A 16,358-nucleotide genomic window follows, 5' to 3' on the forward strand; every position below is an offset into this window, starting at 1 on the left:
CTTTGCTTAGTGGTCTTGACTGATGAAACGAAGCTTCGTCACCGTCGCCGTAGGACTTGCCATGCTGGTAGCAGCAGGGTCCGCACGCGCCGATTGCTTTGATGAAGCAGCGAAGTACCAGAAGGTCAACCCCTTGATTCTGCGCGCCATCGCGTGGCAGGAGTCGCATAATCGCCCCGACGCAACGCATAAAAATGCGAACGGCTCGACCGACTACGGGGTGATGCAGATCAATTCGATCCATCTGCCCACGCTCGCACAGTACGGCATCTCGCAGGGCACGTTGATGGAACCGTGCAAGAACGTCTACATAGCGGCATGGCATCTGCGCCGCCAGATGAACAAGTACGGCAACACCTGGCAGGCAATCGGCGCCTATCACTCCGAGACGCCGGCGTTGCGGGACAAGTACTCGCAGCAGATCGCCGCGATCCTGCGCAAGTGGAATCTGATGCCGGCTGCGCGCTGATCCCGCCTGTCACGCGGCCTCCGTCCGTTTTGATGCACAATGCGGCTTCGTGCAGCCTTCGAGGCTCGGCCCGGTTGCGGTGTGCATTATACGCCCTCAGCCCGGCACGCCTTCCAAACCTCTAGTTTTCCCGTACTGCAATGAACCAGCCGCTATTGCCCGTCACCGTGCTCTCCGGTTTTCTGGGCGCCGGCAAGACCACGCTCCTGAATCACATCCTCGCGAATCGCGCCGGTTTGCGCGTGGCCGTGATCGTCAACGATCTGGCCGCCGTCAATATCGACGCGACCCTCGTGCGCGATGCCGCCGCGCTTTCTCACGTCGAGGAACAACTCGTCGAGTTGTCGAACGGTTGCATCTGCTGCACGCTGCGCGACGATCTGCGGGTCGAGATCAAGCGTCTGGCCGGAGAGCAGCGTTTCGACGCGATCCTGATCGAATCGACCGGCGTGGCCGAGCCGATGCCGATCGCCGAGACCTTCAGCTTCGTCGACGATGAAGGCGCGTCGCTCTCCGACGTCGCCCGGCTCGACACGATGGTGACCGTGGTCGATGCGTTCAACTTCCTGCGCGACTACGGTTCGGCCGACGCGCTTGCCGAGCGTGGCATCGCCGCGACCGAGGAAGACGATCGCACGCTCGTCGAACTGCTGATCGAGCAGATCGAATTCTGCGATGTGCTGGTGGTGAACAAGGCCGATCTGGTGAGCGCGGACGAACTCACGCGCCTGCAACGCATTCTCGCCCGGATCAATCCGCGCGCGCTGCAGGTGGTCGCCCGTTTCGGCGAGGTGCCGCTCGCGCAAGTGCTGAACACCGGCCGCTTCGATTTCGACGAGGCGGCAAGCGCGCCAGGCTGGCTGGCATCGCTCAATCATGAGCATGACCACGAGCACGACCATGCTCATCAGGGCGAAGCGGATGAGTTCGGCATCGGCAACTTCATTTACCGGGCGCGCCGGCCGTTTCACCCGGAACGCCTGTGGGCGCTTCTGCATCAGGAGTGGAAGGGCGTGCTGCGCAGCAAAGGTTTCTTCTGGCTTGCCACGCGTAACGATATCGCCGGTTCGCTCTCGCAAGCGGGCGGTGCTTGCCGGCACGGTCCGGCGGGCATGTGGTGGGCGGCTCAGGATCGCAGCGAGTGGCCCGACGGTGACGACGAGCTGGCCGCCGAAATTGCCGCGGACTGGTACGGCGATCCGGACGATCTGAGCATCGGCGACCGTCGCCAGGAGCTGGTGATGATCGGCGTCGGCATCGATCCCACTGTCTGGAAAGCGAAGTTCGACGCGTGTCTGCTGACCGACGAGGAATACGCGCAGGGACCGCAAGCATGGGAGCAGTTCGCCGATCCATTCCCGGCCTGGGACTTCGACGAAGACGACCACGATCACGATGGTCATGGCCACGGTGAAATCGTGCATCGTCACGAGTGAGCGGCCTTCGCCGCTCGGCGAAATCGAGCCGCGACGCCCGTTGCGGCCATCCTCTGCACAATGCCCAGGCGAAAAAAAACCCGCCGTTGGCGGGTGTCAACTGCCTGGCAGTAGTCTGCTTAGCGCTTGTTGACTGCGTCTTTGAACGCCTTACCAGCCGTGAACTTGACGGTCTTGGCGGCCGGAATCTTGATAGTTTCGCCGGTCTTGGGGTTACGACCCGTACGCGCTGCGCGCTTGCCCGAACCGAAGCTGCCGAAGCCGATCAACTGGACCGCATCACCCTTCGACACAGACTTCTTGATCACTTCAAGCAACGTGTCCAGCGTTTCACCGGTTTGAGCCTTGCTGGCGCCCGTCTGTCCTGCGACGGCGTCGATCAGTTCCTGTTTGTTCATTAAGGTTCCTTTCTGAGTTTAGGTTGACACGAACAGCGCGAACGCGCCGATTATACGTGCGCGGGCCGCGCCGTCGAGCAGCGCCGGCTCCGGATCCCCTCCGGACCAATGGCGCCGCACAGATGACTGTCCGGCGGCCGTGCTGCCGCTCCCTTCGCGGCGCTTGCTATGATAGCGCAGCGCAAACCCAATCAGGATAAGGGTTTCGAAGAATTACGCGGTTCCGGGGTCGATATCGCAAGGAAACCGCAAATTTTGCGCTCCACGACCCCCAACCGAGGGCTGAAACCCAGTATGGACGGGGCCTGACGTTGGTTTTTGCCAACGTTCGGCGCGTCTTTTTCGCCCACCGGCGAGCTGCGCGCGCGGGCGGTAACGTTCGACCCGCGTGTGAGACGACGCCGGGCTGCTCCAAGTTTCCTCACCCCTCGGGGGCTCCGGCGCGAAGCGACGGGTTCTGGGGGCATTTTCCGAGCGTCATTTTCCGTCGCGCATGACCGATCCGCTGATCCCCGCCGTCCTCGCTTTTCGCGACAACGGCACGCCTTTTTCGCCGCTTTACGACGACATCTATCACAGCGCCGTAGGCGGTCTCGAACAGGCTCATTACGTTTTCCTGCGCGGCAATTCGCTGCCCGACCGGTGGCAGGGCCGCCGCGTGTTCACGGTGCTGGAAACAGGCTTCGGCATGGGCATCAACTTTCTGATGACCTGGGCCGCATGGCGCGCAGATTCGTCGCGTTGCGAGCGGCTGCATTTCGTGTCGACTGAGAAGCATCCCTTTACCGTCGCCGATTTACGCAAGGTGGTCGCGGCGACGATTTCCGATCCGGAGATTGCCGGCCTCGCGGAAGCCCTCGCGAACGCCTGGCCGATGCTCGTTCCCGGCATGCATCGGCTTGAATTCGATGAAGGTCGCGTCGTGCTCACGCTGGTGTTCGGCGACGCGCAGGAGAGCTTGCCGGCCTTGAGGCTGCGCGCCGATGCGTTTTACCTCGACGGCTTCGCGCCGGCCAAGAATCCCGAACTGTGGACGCCGGCGATCTTCAAGGCGCTCGCGCGGCTGGCAGGCGAGGGTGCCACGTTCGCCACCTACAGCAGCGCCGGCGACATCAAACGCGCGCTGACGCAATGCGGCTTCGAATACCGCAAGGTGGACGGCTTCGGCTGGAAGCGGGCGATGCTGGTCGGCCACTTCGCGCCGCGCTGGCGCGTGCGGCGTCATGAACCGCCCGCGCCGCTCGCGGTCGATGAACGACATGCGGTAGTGATCGGAGCGGGGCTTGCGGGCTGCGCGGTGATCGAACGGCTCGCCGCGCGCGGCTGGCGCGTCACGTCGCTGGAGCGGCACGCTTCGGTGGCGCAGGACGCATCGGGCAATCCGGCGGGCGTGTTCCATCCCATGATTTCGCGCGACGACAGCGTCGCGTCGCGCGTCACGCGTGCCGGCTTTCTGTATACGCTCAGGCGTTGGGCCGCGCTCGAGCGGCTCGGTCACACGCCGTTGCGCGGCGGCCAAGGCTTGCTGCAGATCGCCGCGGACGACGATGAAGCCCGCTCGATCAGCGAAGCGATCTCCACATTCGGCTATCCGTCCGACTACGTGACGCCTGTCTCGCCGGACGAAGCTCAGCGGCTCGTCGGCATGCCGCTCGCGCGCGGCGGATGGTTCTTTCCGCACGGCGGCTGGATCGACCCGGCGTCGCTGTGCGCTGCGCAGTGCGCCGCGGCGGGTCATCTACTCGAGCGCCGTTTCGGTGTGGACGTCGCACGGATCGAACGGTCCGACGGTCAATGGACCGTGTTCGACAACTCGGGCGAGGCCATCGCTCAAGCTCCGGTGGTGATCGTCGCCAGCGCGCACGATGCCGCGCGCATCGCCGGTTTGCGGCATGCGCCGACTCGCAGCATTCGCGGCCAACTTACTTTGCTGCCGGCCGGCACGGTGCAGCCAGCGCTTCAGATGCCGGTGATCGGCGAAGGCTACGCAGTGCCGCTCGCAGACGGCGTCACGTTAACCGGCGCCACCTACGAGCTCGACGACCCCGACACATTGCTGCGCGCGGCCGGCCATCTGGAGAACCTGGAGCGCGTCGCGCAGATGCTGCCGGCATTTGCTGGCGTCGTCGCTTGGGCTCAGTCGGCGGCGCTGACGGGGCGTGTCGCGTTCCGCTGCGTCACCAGCGATCGCATGCCGATGATCGGCCAACTCGCCGACGAAGCGCAGGCAACGCACGATGCCCAGCGCCTGCGTGGCGCATGGCCGCTCGACCTGCCGCGCACGGACGGCCTGTACGGCGCTTTCGCGTACGGTTCGCGCGGGCTCGTATGGGCGGCGCTCGGCGCGGAACTGATCGCCTCGCAACTGGAAGGCGAACCGTGGCCGCTCGAACGGGATCTGGCTGAAGACATCGACCCGGCGCGCTTCCTGTTGCGCGCACTGCGTCAGGGGACGGTGGGTTAACTCCGGACTCCAACCAGCATGCTCGCCGGATAAGTTATCCACTGAGAGTTGTGGATAACCACGCCGTTTACCGGTGCAACTGGTGTGGAACCGTTGTGGACGTAAACGGGGTAACTTTGCCGCCGCCGAAAAGCGCAAAAAGTTACCCTTGTATACGCGCCGCTCCCGCACATGCTGTGCATCCTGTTATGCCGTCGGCAAACTGATGATTCATTTCGGTAAACAGGAGTTATCCACAGAAACCGAGGCACCTTGTTAACTATTACTACGTATACATACGGTAAACCTGTAAACAGAAAGACCGTGGCTGGACGAGAGCCCGTCGGCGGATCTCGAGCGCTCCTAAACTCGTGCAAAACTTCCACGACGATGTCCCGAAAAGCACATCTGCCGCGTTCAAACTAGCCGGTAGCACGGCCGGATTCGCAGCCAAAACGGTCGGTTTTTCCTCATGTCGGCGAGATACCGTACGTTTTTACCGTTTTGCCAGCATGTTCGCGCCTTTTCGGTCGAGGCTGAAAAAGCTATGGCACAATCGCCGTTCTTTTCCGCGTCGTGCCTTGTCTCTACAGCGGCACACGCAGCAAACGGAACGGTGCCGCTCAATCAGAATCTGATTCAAAGTCGACGGCGTTCTTTCACCGTGCCGGTTGCTACGGCCGCACCCCGAATGCGCCAGCTTCCTTGCTGTTGCCGCGCATTCAGATCATCCGATCGTTGAAAACTCGCAACGCTGGCCACGCGAAGCGATCGCGACAGTGAGCGCGTCATGTGCCCACTCGCTCGCCGGTGTTTGCGCCGGTTCGTGTCGTCTGCCGTTGCTGCAAAGGAGAACCCATCACGATGAATTCGGCGTTTTCATTTTTTCCAGCCTGGCCGCTTTCACCCGACGCCATTTTTTGGGCTGGTCTCGCATTGCTCGCCGCCGGTCTGTGCGGTGAGCTTTGCTATCGCGCGTGGCGTTTACCGCGCATTTCCGGGTATGCGGTCATTGGTCTGATTGCTGGCGCGGCCGGTTCGGGCGTGATCGATGCGGATTCCGCGAGCGCCGCGCGGCCGCTGCTCGATGTCGCGCTCGGTTTGCTGTTGTTCGAACTCGGGAGCCGGCTCGACTTGCGCTGGATCCGTCGCAATCCCTGGCTGATTCTGTCGAGCGTCGCCGAGGCCACGCTGACATTCGCGCTCGTATTGCCGGTTTTGCTGTTCCTGAACGTGCCGCTGATGGTGGCAACGGTGCTCGCCGCGATCGCCATGGCGACATCGCCGGCCATGGTGATTCAGTTGAAAACAGAATTGCGTGCGGAAGGCCAGGTCACCCAGCGTTTGTTGACCTTGACCGCGCTGAACAGCATGTATGCTGTGGTGATCGAAAAGCTCGTGTCGAGCTGGCTGCATCAGGAAATTTACGGCAACGTATTTGCGACCATCCTGCAACCGCTTTATCTGCTGGTCGGCTCGCTCGTGCTCGCGTATCTGCTCGCGCGCACCTGCACGTTCTTCTATCGACGTTTGAACATGCAGGACGAGCACTCGTTCGTCGCGCTGTTCGGTCTTGTGCTGCTGGCCATTGCGGTCGCGCATCTGTTCAAGCTGTCGACCATTCTTGCGTTGCTGGCCGCCGGCATCATTGTGAAGAATCATGAGGCGCGTCCGCAGTTGTGGCCGGAGCATTTCGGCACGGCCGGCTGGTTGCTGACGGTGATTTTGTTCGTGCTGACGCTGACTTCGTTTGAATGGAAAGACATCGCGCTTGGCGGCGTCGCGGCACTGGGTCTGATTGTTGCGCGCCTGGTGGCTAAGCTGGTCGGCGTGCTGGCGTTCGCCAAGCCGAGCGGCTTGAACTGGAAGCAGGGGATGGCGCTCGGTCTGTCGTTATCGCCGATGTCGGCGCTCGCGTATCTGCTCGTCGACGACACCTACAACCTGTATCCGAACTTCGATCCGCAACTGCGGGCTATCGTGATGTGTTCCATTTTCGTGCTGCAAATTCTCGGGCCGTGGCTCGTCTATCGCAGCCTGGCGCTGGTGGCTGAACGGCGTGAAGTGTAAGCGCAAGTCAATGAGCGCGCTGCGCTACTCAAGGCGCGATGTTTGACACGCTTTATCCAACTTATATTCGATTCAAAAACGGCCGGGTATGTGACTCACACCTGGCCGACCTGACTCAGGGGACGCCATGTCACTCGAACCGTTCATCGATTCGAAACCGTTTACATTCGGTGTCGAACTCGAGATGCAGATCGTCAATACGCACGACTATGATCTGACCAAAGCTGGCTCGGATCTGATGCGCCTCATCAAGGACGAAAAGATCCCCGGCAACATCACGCCGGAAATCACCGAAAGCATGATCGAGTTGTCGACGGGCATCTGCACGACGCATGAGCAGGCCGTCACCGACTTGCGCAAGATTCGCGACACGCTGGTGTCCGCGGCCGACCGTCTGAACGTCGGCTTGTGCGGCGGCGGCACGCATGCGTTCCAGCAATGGAGCGAGCGGCAGATCGTCGATACGCCACGTTTTCAGTACATCTCCGAGTTGTACGGCTATCTTGCCAAGCAATTCACCGTGTTCGGCCAGCACGTGCACATCGGCTGCCCGGATCCGAACAGCGCGCTCTATCTGCTGCATTCGTTGTCACGCTTCATTCCGCATTTCATCGCGTTGTCCGCATCGTCGCCGTTCGTGCAGGGTGTCGATACCGGTTTTCATTCGGCACGACTGAATTCCGTGTTCGCGTTCCCGCTGTCGGGCCGCGCGCCGTTCGTGCTGACGTGGGATAGCTTCGAGGAGTATTTCTCGAAGATGGTCCACACCGGCGTCGTCAACAGCATGAAAGATTTCTACTGGGACATCCGGCCGAAGCCGGGTTTCGGCACGATCGAAGTTCGTGTGATGGATACGCCGTTGTCGGTCGATCGCGCGGCGGCGATTGCCTGCTATATCCAGACGCTTGCCCGGCATCTGCTGCTCGACAAACCGATCACGCCGCAGGAAGACGATTACCTCGTCTATACGTTCAATCGTTTCGAAGCGTGCCGCTTTGGTCTTGCCGGCACCTGCATCAATCCGCAGACGGGTGAGCGCAAGACGATTTCCGAAGACATCCTCGAAACGCTGGATTTGATCGCTCCGCACGCCGAAGCGTTAGGTTCGGGTAATGCGCTTGCTGAAATCGGCGCGATCGCTCGCGGTCAGGTCAATGATGCAACCTGGTTACGCGGTGTGGTCGAACGGGAAAAGTCTCTGCATGAAGCTGTCCGGCAACAGTGTTTGCAGTGGCGGGCGTAGGCAAAGACAGGATTGCTTACGTCAAATCGTAAGGAAACCCGCCTCGAGCGGGTTTTTTTCAGTAAATTAATTTTCCAGCTCGGCGTGCCTTTGGTTTTTATAGAGTTAACGTATACAAACGTAGTAGTAGTTAACAAGCATTGCATCTGCCTGTGGACAACTGAATAATTCCCTGCAAAGTCAATGCGCTGCGTAAACCATAACTGAGCTGATCGAGGGCGCAACGGCGCCGGTATACGAGGACAACTTTGGGACGGGTAGAGCGGGCCTGGGTGCTTATCAAGAATCAGCGCACAAGCTATCCCTAAGTTTTCCCATGGTTATCCACAGCTTGTGTTGGATAAGTTAGCTGTACGATTCGCCGCTCTCGCATAGAATGTCGTTTTCGCTGCTTTGCCTTGCAAGGCGGTAAATTTTTGAGATAGTAGAAAACCGTCTTGTCGCAGTTGGGCGAGGCTACCCCACACAGGCTACGGGCGCAGTCGGCAAGCAGTTCGCCGGCATCGTACGAAAGCTGTAAATAAACCAATCGAAGATTATGAGCGAAGGCGTATACGGAGAACAGGCGACCGGGCGGGTGACCCACAGCCTATTGCGATTGAGCACGGCAATGCGGAGCCAGGCTTGGGAATGGGCGGAGGGCGCTGGCCTGACACCAACTCAAGGCGAAATTCTGGTCTTGCTGATGCAGCGCAAAGGCCCGATGCGTCTCGGCGAAATTGCCCGTGAAACGGCGCTCACCGCCGCGACGACCAGTGATGCAGTCAGCACGCTCGAAACCAAAGGGCTGGTCGAAAAGCGCCGTGCCCTCGACGACGGCCGCGCCCTCGCGGTCCGCCTGACGGCGCGTGGCCGTACGGCGGCGAAGCGCGCCGCGCAATGGCCGGACTTCCTGGCCAAGGCGGTCGGCACGCTGCGTGACGACGAGCAGGCGGTGTTCTATCGCACGCTGCTCAAGACCGTGCATCAGCTGGAAGCGCAGGGCACGATTCCGCCGCACCGCATGTGCCTGAGCTGCACGCACTTCGAGCCGAGCAAGAACCCGAAGAAGACGCCGCATCATTGCGCGTTGCTCGATCTGAATATGTCGGATACGGATCTGCGCCTCGATTGCTCGGTGTACGAGACGGCCGACGTCGCCACCCAGAAGAAGACCTGGAAGATCTTCGCCCAATAAGGCGGCTTCTTCCGGGACAATCCGCTACACTGCCAAGCCGGCTTCGGCAGGCGGCCTATGCCGCCTGTCAGCCGACTGGTGCCGCGTGGCGGCAAGTCTTTAGTCAACCTGAAGGTGGGGCAGGCCGATGAATCGCGAAGTTCTGGCCATTCGCCACGTGCACTTCGAGGATCTGGGCAGTCTCGAGCTGGTGCTCGGCGAGCGCGGGCGCCCGGTCCGTTATCTCGATGTCGGCTTTGCCCGCATCGAGGCGCCGAACCCGGTCGCCGCATCGCTGATGGTGGTGCTCGGCGGCCCGATCAGCGCAACCGACGACGCGCTTTACCCGACGCTCGTGCCGCTGCTGTCCATGATCGAGAAACGCATCGCGGCCGGTTTGCCGACGCTCGGCATCTGCCTCGGCGCTCAATTGATCGCGCGTGCCCTTGGCGCTCGCGTCTATCCCGCAGGCCATACCGAACTCGGCTGGACACCGCTGACGCTGACCGACGCCGGCCGCGCGTCACCGGTGCGTCATCTGGATGGCGCGCAGACCTCCATGCTGCATTGGCACGGCGACACCTTCGATCTTCCCGACAATGCAACGCGTCTTGCGTCGACGCCGGCCTGCGAAAACCAGGCTTTCGCCTGGGGCAATCATGTGCTGGGTCTGCAGTGTCATCCGGAGATTCGTACCGACCGCTTCGAGCCCTGGCTGATCGGTAACGCCGGTGAGCTGGTTGGTCACGGCATCGACGCGCGCCAGTTGCGGGCCGAGACCGCGAAGTTCGGTCCCGCGCTCGAAGCCGCCGCGTGCCGCATGTTTGGCGAGTGGCTCGACCAGGTCGAGGCGAAACCCTGAAATTCTGAAAGTCCGCGGGCCAGCACTAAATCACTTGCGGTGCTATGCTCGATCGCTCTCGGGTTTCTACTGGGCGTAATCCATGAGCGCGCTTTTTTCTCCGCTCACGCTGCGTAGCGTGACGCTTCCCAATCGTATCGTCGTGTCCCCGATGTGCCAGTATTCCGCCGACCGTGGCGAGGCAACGGCGTGGCACATGATCCATCTCGGCAGCATGGCGTTATCCGGTGCCGGCATGCTCTGTATCGAGGCGACCTCGGTCGAGCCGGACGGCCGCATCACACCCGGCGATCTCGGTTTGTGGGACGACGTCACCGAAGCCGCGCTCGTGCCCGTGCTGGCCGCGATCCGCAAGCATTCGCACATCAAGGTCACGATGCAGTTGTCGCACGCCGGGCGCAAGGCGTCGAGCCACGCGCCGTGGGAAGGCGGTCAGCTGATTCCGGTATCGCAAGGTGGATGGCTGCCGCACGCGCCGTCCGCGTTGCCGCACAAGGCCGGCGAAGAGCCGCCGCTGGCGCTCGACACGCCTGGGCTGAACCGCATCCGCGAAGCCTTCGCCGCCTCGGCGCGCCGCGCGGCTCGGCTCGGCGTCGACGCACTGGAAGTCCACGCGGCGCACGGCTATCTGCTGCACCAGTTCCTCTCGCCGATCGCCAATCAGCGCGACGACGACTACGGCGGCTCGCTTGAAAACCGCATGCGCTTTCCGCTTGAAATCTTCGATATCGTGCGCGCTGCATTTCCCGCCGACAAACCGGTCGGCGTGCGCGTCTCCGCAACCGACTGGGTCGAAGGCGGCTGGACGCTCGAGGACACGATCGCGTTCGCGCAGGAACTGAAAAAGCGCGGCTGCGACTGGATCGACGTATCGTCCGGCGGCGTCTCGCCGTTGCAGAGGATTCCGCTTGAACCGGGTTATCAGATTCCCTTTGCCAAGGCGGTCAAGGAAGCCACCGACCTCACGACCATCGGCGTAGGCTTGATCACCGACCCGTTGCATGCCGAACAACTGATCGAAGACGGCGACGCCGATCTGATCGCCCTGGCGCGCGCGTTACTGTACAACCCGCGTTGGCCGTGGCACGCCGCGGCACAACTCGGCGCGACGGTCGAAGCGCCACCGCAGTACTGGCGTTCGCAACCACGCGAGCAAAAGGCACTGTTCGGCGACATTTCGTTCGGACAACGGTGAAGTTGGCGACCCGTCATACGTGCGCGTCTTTTTGACGGTTGAACGAAGCCGTCTTCAGCGTGTAGGATGCCGGTTGTGGCGCGCGAGCGTCGCAAGTCCGACGCGGCGCTCGCAAGGCGCCGCGTTTGCTATCCGCGTCAGAAAAAAGCAGCGCGTCAGACGCGGGCATTTCTGACGGCTGCCGAACTTCACCCCCAGTTCTTCACAAGGATTCATTCAATGAGTTCACGCAGGATCGCCGTGCGCCGTTCGGGTGTGCACGGCAAAGGCGTGTTTGCCCTCGAACCGATTGCGGCCGGCGAGCGCCTAATCGAATACAAGGGCGAGCGGATCTCTTGGAAAGAAGCGTTGCGCCGTCATCCGCACAATCCGGCCGAACCGAATCACACGTTCTATTTCGCACTCGATAGCGGCAAGGTCATTGACGGTAAAGTGAACGGCAATAGCGCGCGCTGGATCAATCATTCCTGCGCGCCGAACTGCGAAGCCGAAGAAATCGACGGTCACGTGTACGTGCATGCGTTGCGCGATATCGCTGAAGGCGAGGAAGTCTTTTACGACTACGGCCTCGTGATCGACGCGCGTCAGACCAAGAAGCTCAAGAAGGAATATGAATGCCGTTGCGGCGCGCGTAAGTGCCGCGGCACGATGCTGGCGCCGCCCGAGAAGGAGAAGGGCGACGGCAAGTCCGAGAAGTCGGCCAAGAAGGCCAAAACGTCGGCGAAGAAAGCGAAGAAGAAATGACATCCGGACTGCCTGAGTCGATCATCTGTGTGATCGCCAGGCAGCCCGTCGAGCATCTGAACCGTTAGCTATCCACCGGCGCCGAGTGCGCCGATTTTTTTGCCGGCCGCCGTGGTTCGGGTTCCACGATGCTCTGCACGCTGATCGGCACGAGCGGAATGCGCACGATGAAACGTGCGCCGCCTTCCGGTGCGTCCTCGTAATGCACGCTGCCGTGATGCAGCACCATGATGTCGTGGACGATCGCGAGGCCGAGACCGGCGCCGCCATCCACGCCGGCGTCGCTCTGACCGTCCCCGCGGAAGAACCGTTTGAAGAGATCGGCTTGCTGGTTGCGCGGCACGCCCGGCCCGTTGTCTTCGACGATGATCTCCGCCATGCGCAGTTCGTCGATTACCGTTTGCGACACCGTCACCGTGATGCGGCCGCCATCGAAACGCGACGGCGGCACGTACTTGAGCGCGTTATCCAGCAGATTGGCGATCACTTCGTGCAGCAGCACGGGATTGCCGCGCGCCATCAACGGATGGCCGTTGCTGGGGTCGTCCAGACGCTGGAAGCCGAGGTCGACATGGAACGTCAGCGCACGCGGCACCCATTCGGCGCCCGTATCGAACGCGAGCGCGGCCATGTCCACGTTGACGAAGCGAGCCGCCTGTTCGCCCGGCTCGGCCCGCGCGAGCGAGAGCAGTTGATTCGACAGCCGCACTGCGCGGTCAGCTGCGGCGCGCAGTTCACGCACAGCGGCTAGCGTTTGCTGCGGGTCGCGCGCGATGGCCGCCTGCTCGGCATGCAGCTTGACGGCGGTGAGCGGCGTGCGCAATTGATGCGCGGCGTCGGCGATGAATTTGCGCTGGCCGTCGAGTGCCGTTTTCAGGCGACCGAGTAGCGCGTTCAACGCGCCGGTCAGCGGGCGAATTTCGACCGGCACATAGGTTTCGTCGACCGGTTCCAGCGACGTGTGCGTTTGCCGGTTTAGCGAGTCCGCGAGATCGGTGAGCGGATTGAGCTGCTGATTGACCACCCGCCACACGATCACCCAGCCCGCCAGCAGCAGCAGCAACAGCGGCATCATGATCGCGACCAGAAACTCGGCGGCGATGCGAAACCGGTGATGCACCGGCTGACCGACTTCGACGACGATCGGATTGCCCGTCGGCTGATCGACCCGGACCTGCGCGACCCGCACCGTCACGCCTTGATGCTGCGTTTCGAATACGTACGCGTAATGCATGCGCCGCACGCTCGTGCCTTGCAGCGGGAGATTGTGATCGCCGGCGATTTCCGTTTCGCCGGTGCTGATCCGGTAGACGAGGTGCTCGACCGGGTCCGAGAACATGGCTTGCGCGAGCGGCGGCACCGTGATGCGCGCATTCGGGCCGGCAATCTGGATCTGTTTGGAGATCGCGGTGGCGAGATCGGCGAGCGAACGGTCGACCACGTGCTGCGTGTACTGCCAAGCTAGCCAGTAAGCGATCAGGCCGCTCATGAGCGCGAGCAGCGAAAGGGGAGCAGCGAGGCGCCGCAGCAGCGTGCGGCGCAGACTATTGGCGGCCGGCTGGGGCATGATCGAACGCGCGGGAAAATAGCAACGGCGCAAGCACCGTGAAATTTCGCCGGATGCCGGCGAAATGCGCACCGAGTGCGCGGCGCCGGCCCGGCGCCGTCAGGCCGCAATGCAACGTGCGGCCTTCACGACGATTATGCGGCCTGACGGATTTCCTGCAACAGATAACCGAAGCCGCGCACCGTGACGATCTCGACACGGCAGTTTTCGAGCTTTTTACGCACCCGGTGCACGTAGACCTCGATCGCGGTGTCGCCGAGATCGCCGCCGAAATGCGTCAGATGGTCTTGCAGCTGCGCCTTGCTGACCACGCGGCCATGACGCAACAGCAGCATTTCGAGCACCGCGAATTCACGCGGCGAGAGTTCGAGCGGCTTGTCGTCGTTGAAAATGCGGCGATCGACGCCCGACAGGCGCACACCGCCCAGCGACACTTCCGGACGCGGCATATCGCCGTGCGGACCACTGCGGCGCATGACCGCGCGGATGCGCGCTTCGAGTTCGGTGGGTTCGAACGGCTTCAGCATGTAGTCGTCGGCGCCGGAATTCAGGCCTTGCACGCGGTCGTTGAGCTCGTCGCGGGCGGTGAGGATGATCACCGGCGTGTGACGATTGCTCTGACGGAAGCGCGAGAGCAGCGTCATGCCGTCGATGCCGGGCAGACCCAGATCGAGGATCACCAGCTCATGGCGATTTTGCGTGAGGGCCTGTTCGGCGAAAATGCCGTCGTGGACCATGTCGACGGTGAAGCCGGCTTGTTCGAGACTGCTTTGGATGCCGCGTGCGATGGGGCGGTCATCTTCGATCAGAAGGAGTCGCATGGATTTCGCTCAAGTACAATGGGTTAGGCGTTTGGGCAAGCGGTTCGCCGGGGCGCCTGCTGCACAGGCAGCGTGCGGCGTGGCCGTACCGAACTGGCACGAAGCGGCCACGAAGCAGGCATCGAGCGGCCTTGAAGCGCCTACCTGGCGCCCCCAGACCTGTCGCATCGCGCCAGTCCCTCGCAGGGGCAAGAAAACCTGGGACGGCCCGGCGTTTTCTTGAGAGCGATCACGAAGTCATGTCCGAGATAAGCATTCACGAACTGGAAGCCGCAATCAACTTCTGGCGCGCCCGCTCACCTTCGAGCGGCGACGAACTCGTTCTGTGCAAGGAGGCAAGCGCGCTCTCCAAGCCGTATGCGCTGATGATTGTACAGCGTCAGCACACGCTATCACCGGATCGTTTGGACACGGTTGCGAGGCTTGCGTGGGATTCTTACGTGCACCTTAAGAATAGCCTGTAGAACTGAAGGTTTGGACAAGGGATTACCTGCAAAGCCCTTTCATTTCCGCAGAAATACTCAAATTACGGCGTTTAAACCCGCTGATCGTACTAGTACGTTTGTATTACGCGGTAATACTATCGATAAACTTAGCCAATTTGATGTCGCGCTCTGTCAAGCCGCCGGCTTCATGCGTGGACAGCGTGATCTCTACCTTGTTGTACACGTTGAACCATTCCGGGTGGTGATCCATTTCCTGCGCCTTGATCGCCACGCGCGTCATGAAGCCGAATGCTTCGTTGAAGTCGGCGAATTTAAACTGGCGCTGAATCGCATCGCGGCCCGCTGTGGCTTGCCAGCCATGCAAGCTGGCGATCTGCGTGGCGCGTTCTTCGGATGTCAGTTTGTGAATCATGGTGCCACCTCATTTGATCTGAACAGGCACGCCGGTGGACGTGCGCATCCGCTATTTTTTCACGGATGCCGTCCGCCCGCAGGCGGCCCCGTCAGCCTTGCTTTTCAGATATCGCCGTCGGCCAGCCAGCCTTCCTGCGAGCCGCGCGTGATCACGCGATCGTGCTCGAGGACGTCGCCGGCCGCGAACGCCGGTTCGGCTGCGAGCCTGGCCAGCAGCGGCGCGAAATCGGTTTGCGCGACGTTGAAGAGCTGCGCGAAGTCGTCGATCACGAAGTAGGTCTTCTGGAACGTGTCGATGCGGTAGCGCGTGCGCATCACGCGTTCGAGGTCGAAGCCGAGGCGGTTCGGTGCCGCGCTTTGCCGGCTGTAGAGTGTTTCGCCCTTGCTCGACACGATGCCCGCGCCATAGATCTTCACGCCGTTCGGACTCGCCGCGTCGCGGATCAGTCCGAACTCCACTGTGTACCAATAGAGGCGCGCGAGCAGCGGCAGGGCGCCGGCGTCATGGGAGGCGAGCGCGGCGCGGCCATATGCATGCATGTAGTCCGCGAATACCGGGTTGATCAGCAGCGGCACGTGACCGAACAGATCGTGAAAACAGTCCGGTTCCTGCAGATAATCGAGCTGATCCGGGCGGCGCATCCACCACGTCACGGGAAAGCGGCGATTCGCTAGATGCTCGAAGAATACCTGGTCCGGCACGAGGCCTGGCACGGCGACAATCTGCCAGCCGGTGGCGGGCGTGAGCTTCGCGTTGATCTCCTCGAACGAAGGCACGCGGTCGGCCGGCATGCCGATGGTTTCGACGCCCGCCAGAAACTCGTCGCACACACGCCCTTTGAGCAGCGCCGTCTGGCGCGCGTAAAGCTGTTGCCATACCGCGTGATCGACCGCGCCGTAGCGTTCGGTCGGTTGATCGATGGTGAAATCGGCGCGGGTTTCGAGGCCGGCGTCGAATTGCTCTTTCAGTTTGGCGGTATTGGCGGTGGACATGATGCTGCGCTCTACGGTGACGGCTGGTATAAATCGGTTATGCAAGTGTAGAGCGGTGTGGGTGCGGAAAGGGCGCAATGATGGCGGTTTGCAGAGCAAAT

The 16,358-nt window shown here is 61.9% G+C and carries 15 protein-coding genes; 10 read left to right on the forward strand and 5 right to left on the reverse strand.

What is annotated here, in order from left to right; all coding sequences use genetic code 11:
• Positions 1-22 precede the first annotated feature (22 nt).
• The gene (locus tag P0D80_RS14070) at positions 23-469 is read left to right on the forward strand and encodes a lytic transglycosylase domain-containing protein (protein ID WP_408284623.1); all 447 of its coding nucleotides are present in this window, start codon (positions 23-25) and stop codon (positions 467-469) included.
• A gap of 140 nt (positions 470-609) precedes the next feature.
• Positions 610-1,905, forward strand: coding sequence for a GTP-binding protein (locus P0D80_RS14075; RefSeq protein WP_408284625.1), 1,296 nt, complete (start codon positions 610-612; stop codon positions 1,903-1,905).
• A 119-nt stretch (positions 1,906-2,024) separates the two neighbouring features.
• On the opposite strand, the gene P0D80_RS14080 is transcribed toward P0D80_RS14075, so the two are convergent.
• Complete coding sequence (locus P0D80_RS14080) at positions 2,025-2,303, reverse strand: HU family DNA-binding protein (protein WP_006050811.1); 279 nt, start codon at positions 2,301-2,303, stop codon at positions 2,025-2,027.
• Between the two features lie 493 nt (positions 2,304-2,796).
• On the opposite strand from P0D80_RS14080, the gene mnmC reads away from it, so the two are divergent.
• The 7 genes from mnmC (at position 2,797) to P0D80_RS14115 (ending at position 12,016) form a co-directional block, all read left to right on the forward strand.
• A complete protein-coding gene (gene mnmC, locus P0D80_RS14085; RefSeq protein WP_408284627.1) occupies positions 2,797-4,767 on the forward strand; it encodes a bifunctional tRNA (5-methylaminomethyl-2-thiouridine)(34)-methyltransferase MnmC2/FAD-dependent 5-carboxymethylaminomethyl-2-thiouridine(34) oxidoreductase MnmC1 in 1,971 nt (656 codons plus the stop codon).
• 843 nt (positions 4,768-5,610) lie between these two features.
• Positions 5,611-6,816, forward strand: coding sequence for a cation:proton antiporter (locus P0D80_RS14090; protein ID WP_132376505.1), 1,206 nt, complete (start codon positions 5,611-5,613; stop codon positions 6,814-6,816).
• Between the two features lie 127 nt (positions 6,817-6,943).
• Complete coding sequence (locus P0D80_RS14095; protein ID WP_132376506.1) at positions 6,944-8,059, forward strand: YbdK family carboxylate-amine ligase; 1,116 nt, start codon at positions 6,944-6,946, stop codon at positions 8,057-8,059.
• A gap of 538 nt (positions 8,060-8,597) precedes the next feature.
• Positions 8,598-9,236, forward strand: a complete 639-nt coding sequence (locus tag P0D80_RS14100) for a MarR family winged helix-turn-helix transcriptional regulator (protein ID WP_132376507.1) — start codon at positions 8,598-8,600, stop codon at positions 9,234-9,236.
• A gap of 127 nt (positions 9,237-9,363) precedes the next feature.
• The gene (locus tag P0D80_RS14105; protein ID WP_132376508.1) at positions 9,364-10,077 is read left to right on the forward strand and encodes a glutamine amidotransferase; all 714 of its coding nucleotides are present in this window, start codon (positions 9,364-9,366) and stop codon (positions 10,075-10,077) included.
• 82 nt (positions 10,078-10,159) lie between these two features.
• Positions 10,160-11,272 (forward strand): NADH:flavin oxidoreductase/NADH oxidase, encoded by a 1,113-nt coding sequence (locus P0D80_RS14110; RefSeq protein WP_408176342.1) that lies wholly within the window; start codon positions 10,160-10,162, stop codon positions 11,270-11,272.
• Positions 11,273-11,491: 219 nt separating this feature from the next.
• Positions 11,492-12,016: an SET domain-containing protein gene (locus P0D80_RS14115; protein ID WP_408176343.1), complete on the forward strand. Its 525-nt coding sequence runs from the start codon at positions 11,492-11,494 to the stop codon at positions 12,014-12,016.
• A 64-nt stretch (positions 12,017-12,080) separates the two neighbouring features.
• Here the strand turns inward: P0D80_RS14115 and P0D80_RS14120 are convergent, their stop codons facing one another.
• Together P0D80_RS14120 and P0D80_RS14125 are read right to left on the reverse strand one after the other, a co-directional pair.
• Entirely contained in the window at positions 12,081-13,583 is a 1,503-nt protein-coding gene (locus P0D80_RS14120; RefSeq protein WP_408176344.1) for an ATP-binding protein, read from the reverse strand.
• A gap of 134 nt (positions 13,584-13,717) precedes the next feature.
• Complete coding sequence (locus tag P0D80_RS14125; RefSeq protein WP_013590077.1) at positions 13,718-14,404, reverse strand: response regulator; 687 nt, start codon at positions 14,402-14,404, stop codon at positions 13,718-13,720.
• 239 nt (positions 14,405-14,643) lie between these two features.
• Here P0D80_RS14125 and P0D80_RS14130 point away from each other — a divergent pair, with 239 nt between their 5' ends.
• Entirely contained in the window at positions 14,644-14,868 is a 225-nt protein-coding gene (locus tag P0D80_RS14130; RefSeq protein ID WP_132376512.1) for a DUF3717 domain-containing protein, read from the forward strand.
• 103 nt (positions 14,869-14,971) lie between these two features.
• Here P0D80_RS14130 and P0D80_RS14135 read toward each other — a convergent pair whose 3' ends face one another.
• Together P0D80_RS14135 and phhA are read right to left on the reverse strand one after the other, a co-directional pair.
• Positions 14,972-15,262 (reverse strand): 4a-hydroxytetrahydrobiopterin dehydratase, encoded by a 291-nt coding sequence (locus P0D80_RS14135; RefSeq protein ID WP_408176345.1) that lies wholly within the window; start codon positions 15,260-15,262, stop codon positions 14,972-14,974.
• A gap of 104 nt (positions 15,263-15,366) precedes the next feature.
• Positions 15,367-16,257 (reverse strand): phenylalanine 4-monooxygenase, encoded by an 891-nt coding sequence (phhA, locus tag P0D80_RS14140; RefSeq protein WP_408176347.1) that lies wholly within the window; start codon positions 16,255-16,257, stop codon positions 15,367-15,369.
• Positions 16,258-16,358: the final 101 nt, after the last annotated feature.

Origin of the sequence: Paraburkholderia sp. RL17-373-BIF-A (genome assembly GCF_046030175.1) — a bacterium.
GTDB lineage: Bacteria > Pseudomonadota > Gammaproteobacteria > Burkholderiales > Burkholderiaceae > Paraburkholderia.